Annotated in this window: 14 protein-coding genes; 10 read left to right on the top strand and 4 right to left on the bottom strand. The window is 61.5% G+C overall.

Annotation, left to right across the window (positions count from 1 at the left end):
- Positions 1-47 precede the first annotated feature (47 nt).
- Positions 48-2,051, top strand: coding sequence for a CocE/NonD family hydrolase (locus tag ACM5SV_RS19280; RefSeq protein WP_222015388.1), 2,004 nt, complete (start codon positions 48-50; stop codon positions 2,049-2,051).
- Between the two features lie 3 nt (positions 2,052-2,054).
- On the opposite strand, the gene ACM5SV_RS19275 is transcribed toward ACM5SV_RS19280, so the two are convergent.
- Positions 2,055-2,966 carry an alpha/beta hydrolase gene (locus ACM5SV_RS19275; protein ID WP_003555516.1) on the bottom strand — a complete coding sequence of 304 codons (912 nt, stop codon included), beginning with the start codon at positions 2,964-2,966 and terminating at the stop codon, positions 2,055-2,057.
- A 224-nt stretch (positions 2,967-3,190) separates the two neighbouring features.
- On the opposite strand from ACM5SV_RS19275, the gene ACM5SV_RS19270 reads away from it, so the two are divergent.
- Positions 3,191-3,715 (top strand): RNA polymerase sigma factor, encoded by a 525-nt coding sequence (locus ACM5SV_RS19270; RefSeq protein WP_128449426.1) that lies wholly within the window; start codon positions 3,191-3,193, stop codon positions 3,713-3,715.
- Entirely contained in the window at positions 3,712-5,832 is a 2,121-nt protein-coding gene (locus ACM5SV_RS19265) for a VWA domain-containing protein (protein ID WP_003555514.1), read from the top strand. Before ACM5SV_RS19270 ends, ACM5SV_RS19265 begins: the two co-directional genes overlap by 4 nt.
- A gap of 64 nt (positions 5,833-5,896) precedes the next feature.
- On the opposite strand, the gene ACM5SV_RS19260 is transcribed toward ACM5SV_RS19265, so the two are convergent.
- Positions 5,897-6,823 (bottom strand): SMP-30/gluconolactonase/LRE family protein, encoded by a 927-nt coding sequence (locus ACM5SV_RS19260; protein ID WP_222015389.1) that lies wholly within the window; start codon positions 6,821-6,823, stop codon positions 5,897-5,899.
- 226 nt (positions 6,824-7,049) lie between these two features.
- On the opposite strand from ACM5SV_RS19260, the gene ACM5SV_RS19255 reads away from it, so the two are divergent.
- Positions 7,050-8,126: a LacI family DNA-binding transcriptional regulator gene (locus tag ACM5SV_RS19255; protein ID WP_222015390.1), complete on the top strand. Its 1,077-nt coding sequence runs from the start codon at positions 7,050-7,052 to the stop codon at positions 8,124-8,126.
- Between the two features lie 76 nt (positions 8,127-8,202).
- Here ACM5SV_RS19255 and ACM5SV_RS19250 read toward each other — a convergent pair whose 3' ends face one another.
- On the bottom strand, positions 8,203-9,234 hold the full coding sequence (locus tag ACM5SV_RS19250) for an L-idonate 5-dehydrogenase (RefSeq protein ID WP_222015391.1): 1,032 nt from the start codon (positions 9,232-9,234) through the stop codon (positions 8,203-8,205).
- A 10-nt stretch (positions 9,235-9,244) separates the two neighbouring features.
- Positions 9,245-10,186, bottom strand: coding sequence for a 2-hydroxyacid dehydrogenase (locus ACM5SV_RS19245; protein WP_222015392.1), 942 nt, complete (start codon positions 10,184-10,186; stop codon positions 9,245-9,247).
- 135 nt (positions 10,187-10,321) lie between these two features.
- Here ACM5SV_RS19245 and ACM5SV_RS19240 point away from each other — a divergent pair, with 135 nt between their 5' ends.
- From ACM5SV_RS19240 to ACM5SV_RS19215, 6 genes are all read left to right on the top strand, one after another.
- Positions 10,322-11,086 (top strand): SDR family oxidoreductase, encoded by a 765-nt coding sequence (locus ACM5SV_RS19240; protein ID WP_222015393.1) that lies wholly within the window; start codon positions 10,322-10,324, stop codon positions 11,084-11,086.
- Between the two features lie 13 nt (positions 11,087-11,099).
- Entirely contained in the window at positions 11,100-11,657 is a 558-nt protein-coding gene (locus ACM5SV_RS19235) for a gluconokinase (RefSeq protein WP_222015394.1), read from the top strand.
- Entirely contained in the window at positions 11,647-12,540 is an 894-nt protein-coding gene (locus ACM5SV_RS19230; protein ID WP_003555506.1) for an NAD(P)-dependent oxidoreductase, read from the top strand. Before ACM5SV_RS19235 ends, ACM5SV_RS19230 begins: the two co-directional genes overlap by 11 nt.
- 106 nt (positions 12,541-12,646) lie before the next feature.
- Positions 12,647-14,143, top strand: coding sequence for a sugar ABC transporter ATP-binding protein (locus ACM5SV_RS19225; RefSeq protein WP_138390124.1), 1,497 nt, complete (start codon positions 12,647-12,649; stop codon positions 14,141-14,143).
- Between the two features lie 18 nt (positions 14,144-14,161).
- Positions 14,162-15,202 carry an ABC transporter permease gene (locus ACM5SV_RS19220; protein ID WP_003555504.1) on the top strand — a complete coding sequence of 347 codons (1,041 nt, stop codon included), beginning with the start codon at positions 14,162-14,164 and terminating at the stop codon, positions 15,200-15,202.
- A gap of 51 nt (positions 15,203-15,253) precedes the next feature.
- Positions 15,254-16,351, top strand: coding sequence for a substrate-binding domain-containing protein (locus ACM5SV_RS19215; RefSeq protein WP_003555503.1), 1,098 nt, complete (start codon positions 15,254-15,256; stop codon positions 16,349-16,351).
- Positions 16,352-16,359 lie beyond the last annotated feature (8 nt).

Raw genomic sequence — 16,359 nt, 5'->3', positions numbered from 1 at the left:
ACGAGGGCAGAACCTTCGTCTTACGGAATATGCATCAAGGAATGAGCATGACCTCGCGCGGCTTCACCACCATCGAGAATGAATGGATTACGCTGGAGGATGGGACGCGGCTTGCCGCGCGCATCTGGATGCCGAATGGCGCGGAAACAGATCCCGTTCCCGCCGTCTTCGAATTCCTGCCCTATCGCAAACGGGACGGAACCAGCCTCAGGGACGAGTCGACCTATCCGGTATTCGCGGCCGCAGGCATTGCCGGCGTGCGCGTTGATATCCGCGGATCCGGAGAATCCGACGGCGTCATCGACGGCGAATATACCGAAAGCGAGCTTGCCAATGCCTGCGAGCTGATCGCCTGGATTGCCGCGCAGCCATGGTCGAACGGCTCGGTCGGCATGATGGGCATCTCCTGGGGCGGCTTCAACAGCCTGCAGATCGCAGCATTGCGCCCGCCCGCGCTGAAGGCCGTCATATCGATCGCCTCGACCGTCGACCGTTACAATGATGACATCCACTACAAGAACGGCTGCCATCTCTCCGCCCAGCTCTCATGGGCGGCGACGATGCTCGGCTACCAGTCGCGGCCGCCCGATCCTGCGCTTGCCGGCGAACGCTGGAAGGAGATGTGGCTGGAACGCCTGGCGGGCGAACCCTTCTTCATGGAGGAGTGGTTGAGCCACCAGCGGCGAGACGACTTCTGGCGTCACGGCTCGATCTCAGAGGATTTTTCGAGCGTGGAGATTCCCGCGCTGGTGATTGCCGGCTGGGCCGACGGCTACCGCAATACGCCGCTGATGGCGGTCGAAGGCCTGGGCGACAAGGCGAAGGCGCTGATCGGCCCCTGGGTTCACAAATATCCGCACTTCGCCTGGCCGAAGCCGCGCACGGATTTCCATGGCGAGGCGATCGCCTGGTGGAATAAATGGCTGCGGGGCGAGGATAACGGCATCGACGGCTTGCCGCAGGCTCGCGCCTATATTCTCGATGCCATCAGCCCTGCCCCGCGACGTGACAGCGATCCGGGTTTCTGGGTCGCCAAGGACGTCTGGTCGCCGCCACAGATGCAGTGCTTCTATGTCGAGCAGTTCGGCAAGCTGACCGAAGGCATGCCGATCCCGCATGCGCCCGAACATCCCGTTTATCTCCGCTCTCCGCTCGACACCGGGACTGCATCGGGTGAATATTTCACGCTGAAACCCGACGCCGAAATGGCGATTGATCAACGCTCGGACGATGCCGGCTCGCTGGTCTTCGATACGATGCCGCTTGCTGGCGATCACGACTATCTCGGCCGGCCTGTGCTCACGCTTGCGCTGCGGTCGCAGGCGGCAAGCGGAAATCTCTGCGCCCGGCTTATCGATGTCCATCCGGATGGCACGGCGACGCGTGTCGCCTTCGGCGTCGTCAATCTTACCCACCGGGACGGCAATGCAGATCCCAAGCCGCTGATCCCAGGTGAGACGGTGTCGATCCGGCTCGTGCTCGATGCCTGCGGTTATCGCTTCCGCAAGGGGCATCGCATCCGCCTTTCGCTCTCCACCGCCTATTGGCCGATGATCCTGCCGCCGCCTGATGCCGAAGGCATCGAGGTTGATATCGCGGCACTCGGCCTCGGGCTGCCGATGCTCGGGGAGTACCAGCGGATCGACATCAAGGAACCAGCCAATCCCGATCCGCTGCCGAAATACATCGAGCACGCGGCCGCCGTAACGAAGCGGCAGGTCGTCCGCGATCTCTCGGTCAACAGGACCGAGTATCACATCCACGAGGATACCGGGCTCACCGAGCACCCTGAGACAGGCCTCTCGACCCGGCAATTGCGCGAGGAACTCTGGTCGATTTCACCCGATAATCCCCTGTCGATGACCGGGACCTCGACCTGGACCTGCGACATGCGCCGCCCCGGCTGGTTCGTGCGGACAGTGGCGACCGGGCGTGTTGCCTGCACCCGGACCGACTGGATCATCAGTGCTGTCGTCACCGCCTTCGAGGACGACGTGCAGATCTTCGAAAAGGTCTTTGCCGAAAAGCGGATCGCGCGCGACCTGATGTGATCGTCAGGCGATCGCCAAACGCCGAACGGCCTCGCAGACGGCACGGAAGCCGTCGCGGGCGCCGTCGCTCATGTGGCGGGCGCGCAGCCACGCGTGCACCATTTGCGGCTCCTCTCGGAACCAGACTTCGACGCCCTCCGCGGTGAGCCGGGCGGCATAGTGCCGGCCGTCGTCCCGAAGCGGATCGAAATGCGCGACCGTGATGAAGGCCGGCGGCAGCCCGGCAAGCGAAGCTGCCTGCAGGGGCTCGGCGATCTCATTGCCTGCCGGCGCCTGCAGGATTTCGCGATAATAGCCGACATCCGCCGTCGTCAGGCCCGGCGCCGCGGCCATTTCGACGTAAGAGCCTGCGGCAAGGTCACCGCCAAGCGCCGGATAGATCAGAACTTGGCCGACGACTCCGGACAGGCCCTCGTCGCGCGCCCGCAATGCAAGGCCCGCCGCCAGATTGGCCCCGGCACTGTCGCCGATCAGCACGACCTTGCTGTTGGCGGAAAGCAGATGCTTCAACACGGTAAAGCCGTCATCCGTCTGCGCCGGCCAGCGATATTCAGGGGCCAGCCGGTAATCGACCGAAACAAGTTCCGCGCCGGCAAAATCGGCGATCTCGGCGCAGATGGCATGATGGCTCTCGAGCGAACCGACAACAAAGCCGCCGCCATGAAGATAGAGCAGAATGGTGCGGGTGCTGATTTTCCGCGGGCGGTAGCGCCGGATCGGTATGCGCTGGAGCATGCCGTCCGCAAAGATCATCTCCGGGGGCAGCGGGCGGTCGAAACGAGCGCAGAGCGTGTCGTACCAATGTCGCTGCTGTTCGATCGATGCTAGAACGGCGTCTGGCGGATAGAAGGAATCGCAAATCGCCAGAAACTGCAGGATGCCCCTTTCGGTGGGGGCAGGTGGTTGAGCGGACATGGAGGTCCTTTCGCGATTTGGGACATGACAGATCATGTCCCTGGCCGACTCTGTCCTCATCATGCGCCTCTGTGACGCGGACGATCTGTCTGGCCGCGACCCATGGATGTCGCGGCTTTCAAAATTCGCGATAATTTTTTCATCGCCGACCCAAGGAAAGTCATCCGAGAAACGTCTCAATCTCGAAATAGCATCTTGCTGGATAGCATGGGGTAGGTGCGGAATTGGACGCGGAGCTCATAGAACGAGCGCAGGGCGGCGACCGGGAGGCCTTCGGGCAACTGGTGTCGCGCCATTATGATTTCGTCCATGCGACGGCGTGGCGGTGGTCTGGCAGTTCCACGGATGCCGACGACATCGCCCAGGAGGTCTGCGTCAAGCTCGGCGCAGCCATCCGCAGCTTTCGCGGCGCCAGCCGCTTCAGGACATGGCTCTATACGCTGACGCTCAACGCCGCCCGCGACCATAGACGCAAGCTTGCACGAGAGGAGCAGACATTCCGCGCCTACGCCGCCGAACCGCAGCCCGATGCGCCGGCCGGAAATGACGATGAGCTATCGAGCGAATTATGGGCAGCCGTGCGCGCCTTGCCGGACAGGCAATGCGACGCAGTGCTGCTCGTCTACGGCGAAGGTCTCAGCCATTCGGCTGCCGCCGATGTCATGGGCTGCTCGGAGGCGACTGTGTCCTGGCAGGTTCATGAAGCGCGCAAGAGGCTGAAGGCCGTGCTCGGCAAGGAAGAGGTATGACCGTGGACAAGGAACTCGAAAAACTCTCCCGCCTGACACCGCCGACAGCAACGCCGGAGGCGCGTACTCGTGCACTTGCTGCCGCGATGCAGGCCTTCGACACCGCGGAAAATAATGCAACGGCGGCCCAAGGAAATGCGAAAGGCTGGCGTCAAAGCTCCATCATCAACTGGATATGGAGCCCTGCCATGAACAAGAAATTCCTCGCCGGTTCAGCCCTTGCGACGCTGCTGGTCATTCCGGCCGCCGGTTATCTCGCGATCGAGCTGACCCGTAACGGATTGCCGATCATCGACCAGACTGAGATCGCCGGCAATCTTTCGAAAAGTGAGGCGTCGAAACAACCGGCTGCAACCACCGGTCAGCCGGTTGCGGTCGCGCCGCAAATACCGGCCGGGAACGTCAGCCTGGCTGAGCAATCTGTTGCTGTCGCGCAAGCGCTGCAGGACAAGGAGGCGCCGGCCCTCGCGAAACCCGATGCGTCGCAGACATCCGAATACGATGCCAACGCCGCCCTCACGAACAAGCCGGAGGGTTCTGCCGCGGCACTCGGGGCTACCAAACGCGCTGCGCCGGCCGCTCCCGGCATCGTCCCCCAGCGGCAGTTTGCCGAACCGATGGCCGCCATCGCCCCCTCGCCTGTTCCGCCTGCGGAGGGGCGCATGCAGATGCAGCTCGATCCCAATCGCGAGCGGTTTGCCAATGCGGCGGCAAATCCGATCAAGAGCGTCGCGACGGATCCGGTTTCGACATTCTCCGCCGATGTCGACAGCGCGTCCTATGCCTTCGTCCGCCGGTCGTTGACGGGCGGGGCAATGCCCGATCCACTATCGGTTCGCGTCGAGGAGATGATCAATTATTTCCCCTATGACTGGCCGGGTCCTGACAATGCCGACCAGCCTTTCAAGGCGACGGTGACTGTCATGCCGACCCCGTGGAACCGCGACACGGAATTGATGCATGTGGCGATCAAGGGTTATGATATTGCGCCGGCGACCACGCCGCGTGCCAATCTGGTTTTCCTGATCGACGTGTCGGGCTCGATGGACGAGCCGGACAAACTGCCGCTGCTGAAGAGCGCCTTCCGGCTCATGGTCAACAGGCTGAAGGCTGACGATACCGTGTCGATCGTCACCTATGCCGGTAATGCCGGCACGGTGCTGGCGCCGACACGCGTGGCGGAGAAATCGAAGATCCTGTCGGCGATCGACAGGCTGGAGCCCGGAGGCTCGACCGGCGGGGCCGAAGGCATCGAGGCGGCCTACGACCTTGCCAAGCAGGGCTTCGTCAAGGACGGCGTCAACCGGGTTATGCTGGCGACCGATGGCGACTTCAATGTCGGTCCGTCGAGCGATGGGGATTTGAAGCGCATCATTGAAGAGAAGCGCAAAGACGGCATCTTCCTCACCGTTCTCGGCTTCGGACGGGGCAATCTCAACGATTCCCTGATGCAGACGCTCGCCCAGAACGGCAATGGCAGTGCTGCCTATATCGATACCTTGGCCGAGGCGCAGAAGACGCTGGTCGAAGAGGCCGGATCGACGCTGTTTCCGATCGCCAGCGACGTCAAATTCCAGGTCGAGTTCAACCCGGAACGGATCGCCGAATACCGGCTGATCGGTTACGAGACGCGGGCGCTGAACCGCGAGGATTTCAACAATGACCGCGTCGATGCCGGCGATATCGGCTCCGGCCACAGCGTCACGGCGATTTACGAGATTACGCCGAAGGGAAGCCCCGCGGTGATGAATGACGACCTGCGGTACGGCGCAGCCGATAAGGTGCCGGCCGAGGCCTCCGACAGCGCCCATCACGGCGAGCTTGCCTTCGTCAAGATGCGCTACAAGCGGCCGGGCGAGGACAAGAGCGCCCTCATCACCACGCCTGTCAACGACGGCAACGCGGTCGCCACCGTCGATGCCGCGCCGCAGGATGTCCGTTTCTCGGTGGCAGTCGCAGCCTTCGGCCAGAAACTCAGCCATGTCGCGGCCGTCGACACCTATTCCTATCAGGCGATCGCCGATCTCGCCGCGGCATCGCGAGGCACGGACACCTTCGGTTACAGGTCGGATTTCCTCGGTCTGGTTCGGCTGGCGGACGGTCTCAGTCAACGGTGAGGCAAGAGGCACAAAACTGTACCAAACAAGAGGCCGTCCCAAAAGGGCGGCCTCTGCTCAGTGATCATCCCAGTCTCGTTCCGTTGGCGGTGAGATAAACAGCATAAAGAGACGTGCTTGCAGTGATGAAGAGGCGGTTCAGTTTCTCGCCGCCGAAAGTCACGTTGGAGACGCCTTCAGGAATATGGATCTTGCCGATCAACGTCCCATCCGGATCGTAAGCGTGCACACCATCGCCGGCGCTCGTCCATATCCTGCCCTTGCGATCGACACGAAAACCATCGAACAGACCTGCACTACATTCTGCGAAAACGCCGAGATCGGTCAGCCTCCCCTCATTCGAGACCGCGAGCTTTCTGATATGACGCGGACCGCCGGGCAGATGCGTTGCTCCGGTGTCGGCAACGTAAAGCAACGTCTCGTCGGGGGAAAAGGCCAGTCCGTTCGGCTTGACGAAATCGGAGGTCACCTGATCGGTGGTACCTGTTGCCGGATCATGCCGGTAGACGTGGCATCCACCGATTTCCTCTGCGCCGTAGTCGCCCTCATAATCGTGGAGGATGCCGTAGCTCGGGTCGGTGAACCAGACGGTCCCATCGGACTTGACGGTGACGTCGTTTGGAGAATTGAGCCGCTTGCCTGCAATTCGATCGGCCAGAAGGGTGACCCTGCCGTCGAAATCCGTGCGCGTGACACGGCGCGTCAGATGCTCGCAGGTAATCAGCCGACCCTGATTGTCGACAGTGTTGCCATTCGAATTGTTGCTGGGCGAGCGGAAGACCGACGTCTGCCCGCTGGCGTCGTCGTAGCGCATCATTCGGTTGTTGGGGATATCCGAGAAAACCAGATACCGCCCGGCGGCAAACCAGGCCGGTCCCTCCAGCCAGCGGCCGCCGTTCCAAAGACGCTCGACGCGGGCGTGCCCGACGAAGCAGCTTTCGAAACGCGGGTCGAGAACCTCAAACCCCGTACCGTCAATTTGCCCGAACATGATACTCCTCCATTGCGCTCAGATTGTTATCGATATCATCATGTCGTGTTTTGACGGCTTCGTACAGACGCCGATCTGCCAGCCCTTGCCAAAATTCCCAAGGAAGCTTGCTTTCTGGGCGTTGGAATGGTGTGTTTTTGCAGTAATATCGATTGTACGATGATAACGATAACTTTATCGTCTCTTGAACTACCCAATTCGGAAGCTTGTTTGAAAGCGGAGACCAGTGAAAAACGAGGATGAGCCGAAAGTCAAACGTCTCAAGCCGGGAGACGCTCAAAAGCTGACGATGGCGGAGGTCGCCAAATATGTCGGCGTTTCTGCCATGACCGTTTCGCGTGCCTTTCGCCAGGACGCGAGCGTTTCCGAGGAGACCCGAAAGCGCATCATGGAGGCGGTCGACGCACTCGGTTATGTGCTCGACCTGTCTGCCGGCAGTCTTTCGTCAAGGCGAAGCGGCTTCATCGCTGCCCTGGTGCCCTCAATCAACAATTCGAATTTTTCCGACACTGCGCGGGGCATGACCGATGCACTGGAAAATACCGGCCTTCAGCTCCTCCTCGGCTATACCGACTATTCGTCGGAGAAAGAGGAAGAACTGATCGAGGCTATGCTGCGCCGCCGGCCGGAAGGCATCATCCTGACCGGTGGCTCGCACACGGCGCGCGCGCGGCGCATGCTGGCAAAAGCCGGCATTCCCGTTGTCGAGACCTGGGAGCTTCCGGAAGATCCGATCAATCAGGTTGTCGGGTTTTCCAACAGCGAGGCGATGGCCCTGTTGGTGCGGACGCTTGCCAGTCAGGGATATCGGAAGTTCGGCTATATCGGTGGAACGACGGCGCGCGATACGCGCGGCAGCCAGCGGCGAAGCGGTTTCCAGAGAACAGTCGAAGAACTGGGCCTCGGACCGGGACGAATGATTTCCTTCGGCGTGCCGCCCATCACCATGGAGCAGGGCGGCCAGGCGATCGTCAGCCTGCTGGAACGCTGGCCGGATACGGAAGTGGTTCTCTGTGTCTCCGACCTTTCCGCCTTTGGCGCCATCATGGAATGCACGCGCAGGGGAATGAAGGTTCCAAGGGACATCGCCATTGCCGGTTTCGGCGACTATGAGATCTCGTCCATCTGTCATCCGCGCATCACCACCATCAATGTCGACTGTTATGGCATCGGTCGCCAGGCCGCCGCCCGCCTGCTGGATACCCTCCATACCGGCGAGGCGACCGGCGATGAGATCACGTTGACCGGCTACAAGGTTGTCTTGCGCGAAAGCACGGACCGCAACGGCGCACCGACAGTTTGAGTACTGCGGCGCGGCGCGTCTTTTCGGATGCGCGGCGCTGTAACACTTTGAATGGCTGCAAGGATCATGCAGTCGGTCAGAAGGCGATCTGGACTTTCATGGACTTGCTGCGGTCGCCCGCCAATTCGAAGGCGGCAACGGCCTCTTCGATCCCAAACACACCTGTCAGCAGCGGCTTCAGATCGACGCGACGCGCGTTGATCAGTTCGACGGCGAGCGCAAATTCCTCGTGAAAACGGAATGTGCCGCGCATCTCGATTTCCTTCGCCACGATCATATTCTGCGGAATGGAAACATCGCCGCCAAGGCCGAGCTGCACGAGAATGGCGCGGGGCTTAAGCGTTTCTAGCCCCGAGCGCACCGCCCGCTCATTTCCCGACGCTTCGAACATGACATCGAAATATCCCTTTTCGGCACTGTAGGCCGCGAGGTCGGAAGCATGCGTGGCAACATTGATCGTTCGGTCGGCGCCGCTGGTGCGGGCAATCGCCAGAACGCTGTCGGTCACGTCGGTCGCGACGATCTCACGGGCGCCGAGGACGCGCGCCGCGACGATCGCCAACATTCCAATGGGGCCGCAACCGGTGACCAGCACCCGTTTGCCTAGCAGCGACCCGGCGCGGTTTGCCGCATGCAGCGTCACCGCAAAGGGTTCGGCAAAGGCGGCCTCGTGAATGGAAATGCCGTCCGCGACCTTGTGGCACTGCCAACGCTCCGCCACCAGCCGCTGGCGAAAGCCGCCCTGAATGTGCGGCATCGGCATGGCACTGCCGTAGAACCGCATGTTGAGACAATGGTTTTGCTGCCCCTTCAGGCAATATTGGCAATGGTTGCACGGCCGGCTCGGTGAAACCGCGACACGGTCTCCGACGGCAAGATCGGCGACGCCGGAACCCAGCGCCTTGACCGTGCCGGCGATCTCATGGCCAAGGATCATCGGTTCGCGCAGGCGAACGGTGCCGAAACCGCCGTGATTGTAATAATGCAGGTCGGAACCGCAGATGCCGCCGGCTTCGATGGCAATCTCCACCTGCCCGGCGCCCGCAACCTCCGGCTCGCGCTCTTCGATCCTCAGATCCTTGGCGGCATGAATGACGATGGCTTTCATATCGGGGTCCTCACACGACGGGAGTTGGAAGAGCGCTACCGGCAAAATGCGCAGCGAGATTGTCTCTGACGAGTTTGCCCATGGCCTTGCGGGTTTCGACAGTGCCAGAGCCGTGATGGGGCTGCAACACGACGTTTTGGAGGGTCAGGAAACGTGCATCGATCTTGGGTTCGTTCAGGAAGACATCAAGGCCCGCAGCCTGAATGGTGCGGTCTTGAAGGGCTGCGATCAGCGCCTCTTCGTCTACGGTCGTTCCGCGCGAAACATTGATCAAGATGCCGTTCGGACCGAGCGCTTTGAGCACCTCCGCATTGATGATCTTCATGGTCGCCTCCCCGCCGGGAACGATGACGATCAGAAAGTCGGCCCAGTCGGCAAGCGCGACAAGGTCGGGCTCGTAGGCGTAAGCAACATCCTGGTGATCATGGCGGGCGAAATAGGAGATGTCGCAGCCGAACGCGGCAGCCCTCCTGGCGATCGCCTTGCCGATCCGCCCCATGCCGGCGATCCCGACCTTCTTGCCCGAGACGCGCGTCATCAGCGGCATCGCGACGCTGCCCCACTGGCCGGAGCGGACGAAAACATCGGCCTGCGGGACCTGCCTTGCCGTCGCAAGCAGCAGTCCGATGGCGATATCGGCGACATCTTCGGTCAGCACATCAGGGGTGTTGGTGACGCGAATGCCGTTGGCGCGGGCATAGGACAAGTCGATGGCGTCGGTGCCGACGCCGTAACAGGAGACAATTTCCAGTTTCGGCAATTGCGCCATCAGCTCTGCGGACGCTCCGAGTTCGCCCCGGGTCGCTATGGCGCGGATATCCTTGCCGACCCTGGAGATCAGCTCGTGCCGATCTGCCGCTTCCCACAGGCGATGGATGCGGTAGTTCGCCTCCAGATCCACCATGTCCCATTCCGGATAAGCTCCGGTCATCAAGATTTCTACCTTAGGCATTCCGTTTCCATCCCGCATTTTGACAGTTGATTATGTTATCGATAACATATAATTCGGAAAAGCGATGTCAAGTGAGTTTCACCGTCAGCGGCAGTTGAAGCCGTCGCCCGCGGCGAAACCGGAGGAGTTATTTGCATGAAGAACCTGTTCGATCTTACCGGACGGCGTGCCTTGATCACCGGCTCGAGCCAGGGGATCGGCTATGCGCTGGCCGAAGGCCTGGCGCAGTATGGCGCCGAAGTCATCATCAACGGCCGCACGCCCGAAAGCGTCAACCGCGCGGTCGAGAGCCTCAAGGATGAAGGCCTGTCTGCCCATGCGGCGATCTTCGACGTCACCAGCAAGGACGCTGCCAAAGCGGGTATCGACGCAATCGAAGCCGATATCGGGCCGCTCGACATCCTGATCAACAATGCCGGCATGCAGTTTCGCACGCCGCTGGAAGACTTCCCGGCGGACAAATGGGAACTGCTGCTGACCACCAATATTTCGAGCGTATTTTATGTCGGCCAGGCGGCGGCCAAACCCATGATCGCCCGCGGACAGGGCAAGATCATCAACATCGCCTCCGTGCAAAGCGAACTGGCGCGCCCCGGCATTGCTCCCTATACGGCGACCAAGGGCGCAGTGCGCAATCTGACCCGCGGCATGTGCGCCGACTGGGCCAAGTACGGCCTGCAGATCAACGCGATTGCGCCGGGCTATTTCAAGACGCCGCTCAATCAGGCGCTTGTCGACAATCCCGAGTTCTCGTCCTGGCTTGAGAAGCGAACGCCGGCCGGACGCTGGGGCAATGTCGATGAACTGGTCGGCGCCGCCGTTTTCCTGTCGGGCCGCGGATCGTCCTTCATCAACGGGCACACGCTCTATGTCGACGGCGGTATCACGACCTGCCTCTGATAGAGACGAGACCATGGATTTCGACAAAAAGGCGCCACCTCTGGCCGTCGTCGTCATGGGCGTCAGCGGCTGCGGAAAATCTTCGGTTGGCGAGCATCTCGCCGCTCGAAACGGCATGCTGTTTCTGGAGGGCGACCAACTCCACCCCGCTGGCAATGTCGAGAAGATGGCGCAGGGCATACCGCTGACCGACGACGACCGCCTGCCCTGGCTCGACCGGATCGGCGAGGAAATAAGGACCGCGCAACACGCATCGCAAGGGCTGGTGATTTCCTGTTCGGCGCTGAAGAAAAGCTATCGGGACAGGTTGAGGCAAACGGCGGACGGGCATCTCGCCTTTGTTTTCCTGGAGGGATCCCGCGATCTGCTGCTGTCGCGGATGCAGGCCCGTCAGGGCCATTTCATGCCCGCGACTTTGCTCGACAGCCAGTTGCAGACGCTGGAGCCGCCGACCGGTGAAGCTAATGTCGTGACAGTGGCAATCGATGATGCGTTGGATGATATCGTAGCACTGGCTTGCAAGGGACTGAGCGGCATGGCCGTCAAGGGAGGAGATTATCATGCAGGATGACTACAGAGCAGATGTCGCCGTCATCGGTGCCGGCATCATGGGAACGGCGATCGTCACCCGATTGATCGAAACCGGGCATAAGGTATCGGTCTACGACCTGGATACCGAAAAAGTTGCGGCTTTGCAGGCCAAGGGCGCACGCGCGGCCGGCTCCGTGGAGGAAGCGGTCTCATGGTCGGCGTTTTGCGTGCTCAGCCTCAATCACGCAAACATCGTCCGCGCTGTCGTCTTCGGCGAAAAGGGCGTTGCGGCGGCGGCGAATGCTGACAAGGTGCTGATCGATATGTCCTCGATCGATCCGGCCGACACGGCCGACATGGCGATGCGGCTGCGTCGGGAAACCGGCATGGCATGGGTGGATTGCCCGCTCTCCGGCGGCGTGCCCGGTGCGCTGAGCGGACGCCTGACGATCATGGCGGGCGGCAGTGCTGAGGATTTCGAACGGGCGCGCGTGGTGATGCGGCATCTTGCCGCCAATTACACGCTGATGGGTGTATCCGGCGCAGGGCAGACCACGAAGCTGATCAATCAGCTGTTTTGCGCCGTGCTGTTTCAGGCCGTCGCGGAGGCGGTCAAGCTCGCTGAAGCCGGCGGCGTCGATCCGGCCGCCATTCCTGCCGCCCTTGCCGGCGGCAGGGCGGATAGCCGCATATTGCAGGAATTCATGGCGAAATTCGCCGCCCGGGATTTCTCGCCGACAGGCAGAATCGACAACATGTTGAAGGACCTGGATTCGCTTCAAGCCTTTGCGCTGAAGGCGAAGACGCCACTGCCGATGACTGGCTCGGTGGTCGAGATTCACCGTCTGCTCTGCGCTGCCGGGCTTGGGCCAAAAGACTCGGCCGAGATGATGCGCCTTCTCGACGGATTCCAAACCGACTGACGCCAATCTCCAGTTAAATTCGGGATCGCCATCTTTCCGCTTGACCACGCATAAATGTTATCGATAACATACATCCATGAAAACCGCAGCTTTGGGAGGAGCCACAGTGGAAGCCAAGAGACTGCTGGAATTCCAGTCGATCACCAAGAGCTTCGGCGGAACGCAGGCGCTGCGCGACGTCTCGATCGACCTGCGCGAAGGAGAAATCCTCGCGCTGCTGGGAGAAAACGGCGCCGGCAAATCGACGCTCATCAAGACACTTGCGGGCATCTACAAGCCCGATAGCGGCGACATCCTGTTTCGCGGCCAGAGCTACCATCATCGTCCCCCGAAGCCGAACGAGCGGCAGCCGGTTGCCTTCATCCACCAGGATCTCGGTTTGATCGAGTGGATGACGGTCGGCGAGAACATGGGCCTGTCGCAGGGCTTCTCGATGCGTCGCGGCCTCATCGATTGGAACAGGACGCAGGCGCGCGCCAACGAAGCCTTGAAACTGGTCGGTTGCGACTTTGACCCCACGACGCGGGTCTCGGCATTGTCGCGCACCGAAAAGTCGCTTGTCGCCATCGCCCGTGCACTTGCCGTCGAAGCCGACGTGCTGGTGCTCGACGAGCCGACGGCGAGCCTTCCCGCCGATGAAGTCGATCGGCTGTTCAATGCGATCCGTCCGTTGAAGGATCGTGGCGTCGGGATGATCTACGTTTCCCACAGGCTGGACGAAATCTTCCGGATTGCCGATCGGGTCGCGGTTCTGCGCGACGGATGCATGGTGGGACAGAAGCCCGTCAGCGAGACCACCCCCGAGGAGCTGGTGACGATGATCATCGGCCGCAGCGGCGACAGCCTCTTTTCCAAGACGGCGATCACGCCCGGCAAGGCGATCGTTGAGGTCCGCGATCTCGTCTGCGCCGGCACAGGCCCGATATCCTTCGATATCCGCGAGGGCGAGCTTCTGGGACTGGCTGGATTGCGTGGCGCCGGTCAGGAACGGATCGGCCGCGCCCTGTTTGGTTGCGAGCCCTTCAACGGCTCGGTTCTGCTGCATGACGAGGCCCCCGACCTTTCCAGCCCACGAGGGGCAATGGCGTCGGGCATCGGCTTGATTGCCCGTGACCGGACGGAGGAGTCCGTGGCGCTCTCGCTGTCCATTCGGGAAAATACCTACCTTAATCCGGGAGCCGTCGGGCGTGGGCTTTTGTCCTTCCTGTCGCCGCGCGGCGAAGCCGACCTTGCCCATAAGATCGGCCATTCCGTCGGTCTACGGCCAAACGACCCGGATCTGCCGGTGGAGGCCCTGTCGGGCGGCAACCAGCAGAAAGTGGTCGTCGGCCGCTGGCTGGCAACCGGCCGCAAGCTGCTGGTCGCCGAAGATCCGACCGCCGGCGTCGACATTGGGGCGCGTGCGGAGATCTACCGTCTGATCACCCAGGCGCTCGAGGCCGGTCTCGCGGTTGTCGTGGTGTCGACGGACTTCGAGGAAATCGCCCATATCTGCCACCGCGCGCTGGTCTTTTCGCGCGGGAAAATCGTCAGTGAACTGACTGGAAGCGCTCTGACGACGGAGGCGGTCATCACGGCCGCATCCGCATCGGAAGCCGCTTGAGCCATCGGGAGAACAGCCATGCAATCCATTGAATCCACGGCCCTGGAGCCGACCAAGAGCGAAATGGCCGGTCTGTCCACAGGACAGAAGATCGGACGCCTGATCCCGGTTTACGGGCTGGTGATCCTGACCGTCGGCCTGATCGTGATCTTCTCGATCCTTCTGCCGGATACTTTCCCGACCGTGTTGAATGTCCGCTCGATCGTGTCCGACAAGGCTATCATCGCGCTTCTGTCGCTGGCTGCGATGATCCCGATGGCATCGGGTCGCATCGATCTGACCGTCGGCTATGGCATCGTGCTTTGGCACATTCTCGCCATCAGCCTGCAGACGGCCTACGGCCTGCCCTGGCCGGTCGCGGTCGTCATCGTGCTCGCACTCGGTGTTCTGACCGGCTGCATCAACGGCCTGCTGGTCGAGGTTGCGAAGATCGACAGCTTCATCGCGACGCTCGGCACCGGAACGGTCCTATACGCGCTTGCGCTCTGGCACACCGGCGGCCGACAGGTGGTCGGCGTCCTGCCTGATGGTTTCTATGCGCTGAACGGCACCATGCTGTTCGGCCTTCCGATCACCGGCTTCTATGTGCTGCTGATCGCCATCTGCATGTGGATCGTGCTCGAATACCTGCCGATCGGCCGCTATCTCTACGCCATCGGCGCCAATCCGAAGGCTGCAGCCCTCAATGGCATTCCGGTCCGCAAATTCGTGATCGGCGCATTCGTCACCTCGGGGCTGCTCGCGGCCCTGACCGGGGTCCTGCTCGCCTCGAAGCTGCGCATCGGCCAGGCGAGCGTCGGCCTCGAATATCTCCTGCCGGCGCTTGTCGGCGCGTTCCTCGGATCGACGACGATCAAGCCGGGACGGGTGAACGTCTGGGGCACCTTGATCGGCGTCATCATCCTGGCGGTCGGAATATCAGGAATTCAGCAATTCGGCGGGTCGTTCTTCGTCGAACCGCTGTTCAACGGCGTGACCCTGCTGATTGCCATCGGCATCGCAGGCTACGCCCAGCGCAAGCGCGGAGCTGTGAGGAGGATCACACCCGCATCCAAATGAGGATGCCGGCTTATCCCGGCATTTCATAACAAACAAAATGGAGGAGTGAACATGAAGCGCAGAACATTATTGCAGGCAACGGTCGCAACCGTCGCCGTTATGCTCAGCATGCCGGCATGGGCCGATTCAATGGCCGATGCCAAGGCCGTGGTTGAAAAGTATGCTTCCAAGGTGAGCGCCTGGGACGGCCCGACGAGCGGCCCCAAGGGCGCTGCCGGAAAGAACATCGTCATTCTTGCCGGCGATATGAAAAACGGTGGCATCCTCGGCGTGGTCAATGGCGTTCAGGAAGCGGCAGGCGCGCTCGGCTGGACGGTAAAGGCGCTTGACGGCGCCGGCTCGATCGGCGGGCGGACCGCGGCTTTCGGCCAGGCCATGGCGCTGAAGCCAGATGGCATCATCATCAACGGCTTTGACGCGGTCGAGCAGAAGCCGGCGATGGAAGCAGCCAAGGCTGCCGGCATTCCGATGGTTTCCTGGCACGCTGCCTCGGCGGTCGGTCCGGTTCCCGAAGTCGGTGTCTTCGCAAACGTGACTACCGATGCGATGGAAGTATCGAAGTCCGCGGCGGATTGGGCCTTTGCCGATGCCGCCGGCAAGCCGGGCGTCATCATCTTTACCGACTCCACCTATGCGATCGCGATTGCCAAGGCCGATCGCATGAAGAAGGAAATCGAAGATCTCGGCGGCACGGTGCTCGAATATGTCGACACGCCGATCGCCGAAACCTCGCAGCGCATGCCGCAGCTGACCACGTCGCTTCTACAGAAGTATGGCGCGAAGTGGACGCATTCGCTGGCGATCAACGACCTCTATTACGACTTCATGGGACCTTCGCTCGCCTCGGCCGGCATTGCAGGCGATGGAAAACCGGTGAACGTTGCAGCCGGCGACGGGTCGGAAAGCGCCTATCAGCGTATCCGCGCCAAGCAATTCCAAGCCGTCACGGTCGCCGAGCCGCTCAACCTCCAGGGCTGGCAGCTCGTCGACGAATTGAACCGCGCCTTTGCGAAAGCGCCATGGTCCGGCTACGTGTCGCCACTCCATGTGGTGACCAGCCAGAACGTCGAGTTTGACGGTGGGCCGAAGAACAGCTTCGATCCCGACAACGGCTATCGCGATCAATACAAGAAAATCTGGGGCAAATAACCCTTCCA

The organism is Rhizobium sp. CRRU65, from assembly GCF_048551595.1.
Taxonomy (GTDB): domain Bacteria; phylum Pseudomonadota; class Alphaproteobacteria; order Rhizobiales; family Rhizobiaceae; genus Rhizobium; species Rhizobium leguminosarum_J.
This window is presented reverse-complemented; position numbering and strand designations above follow the sequence as displayed.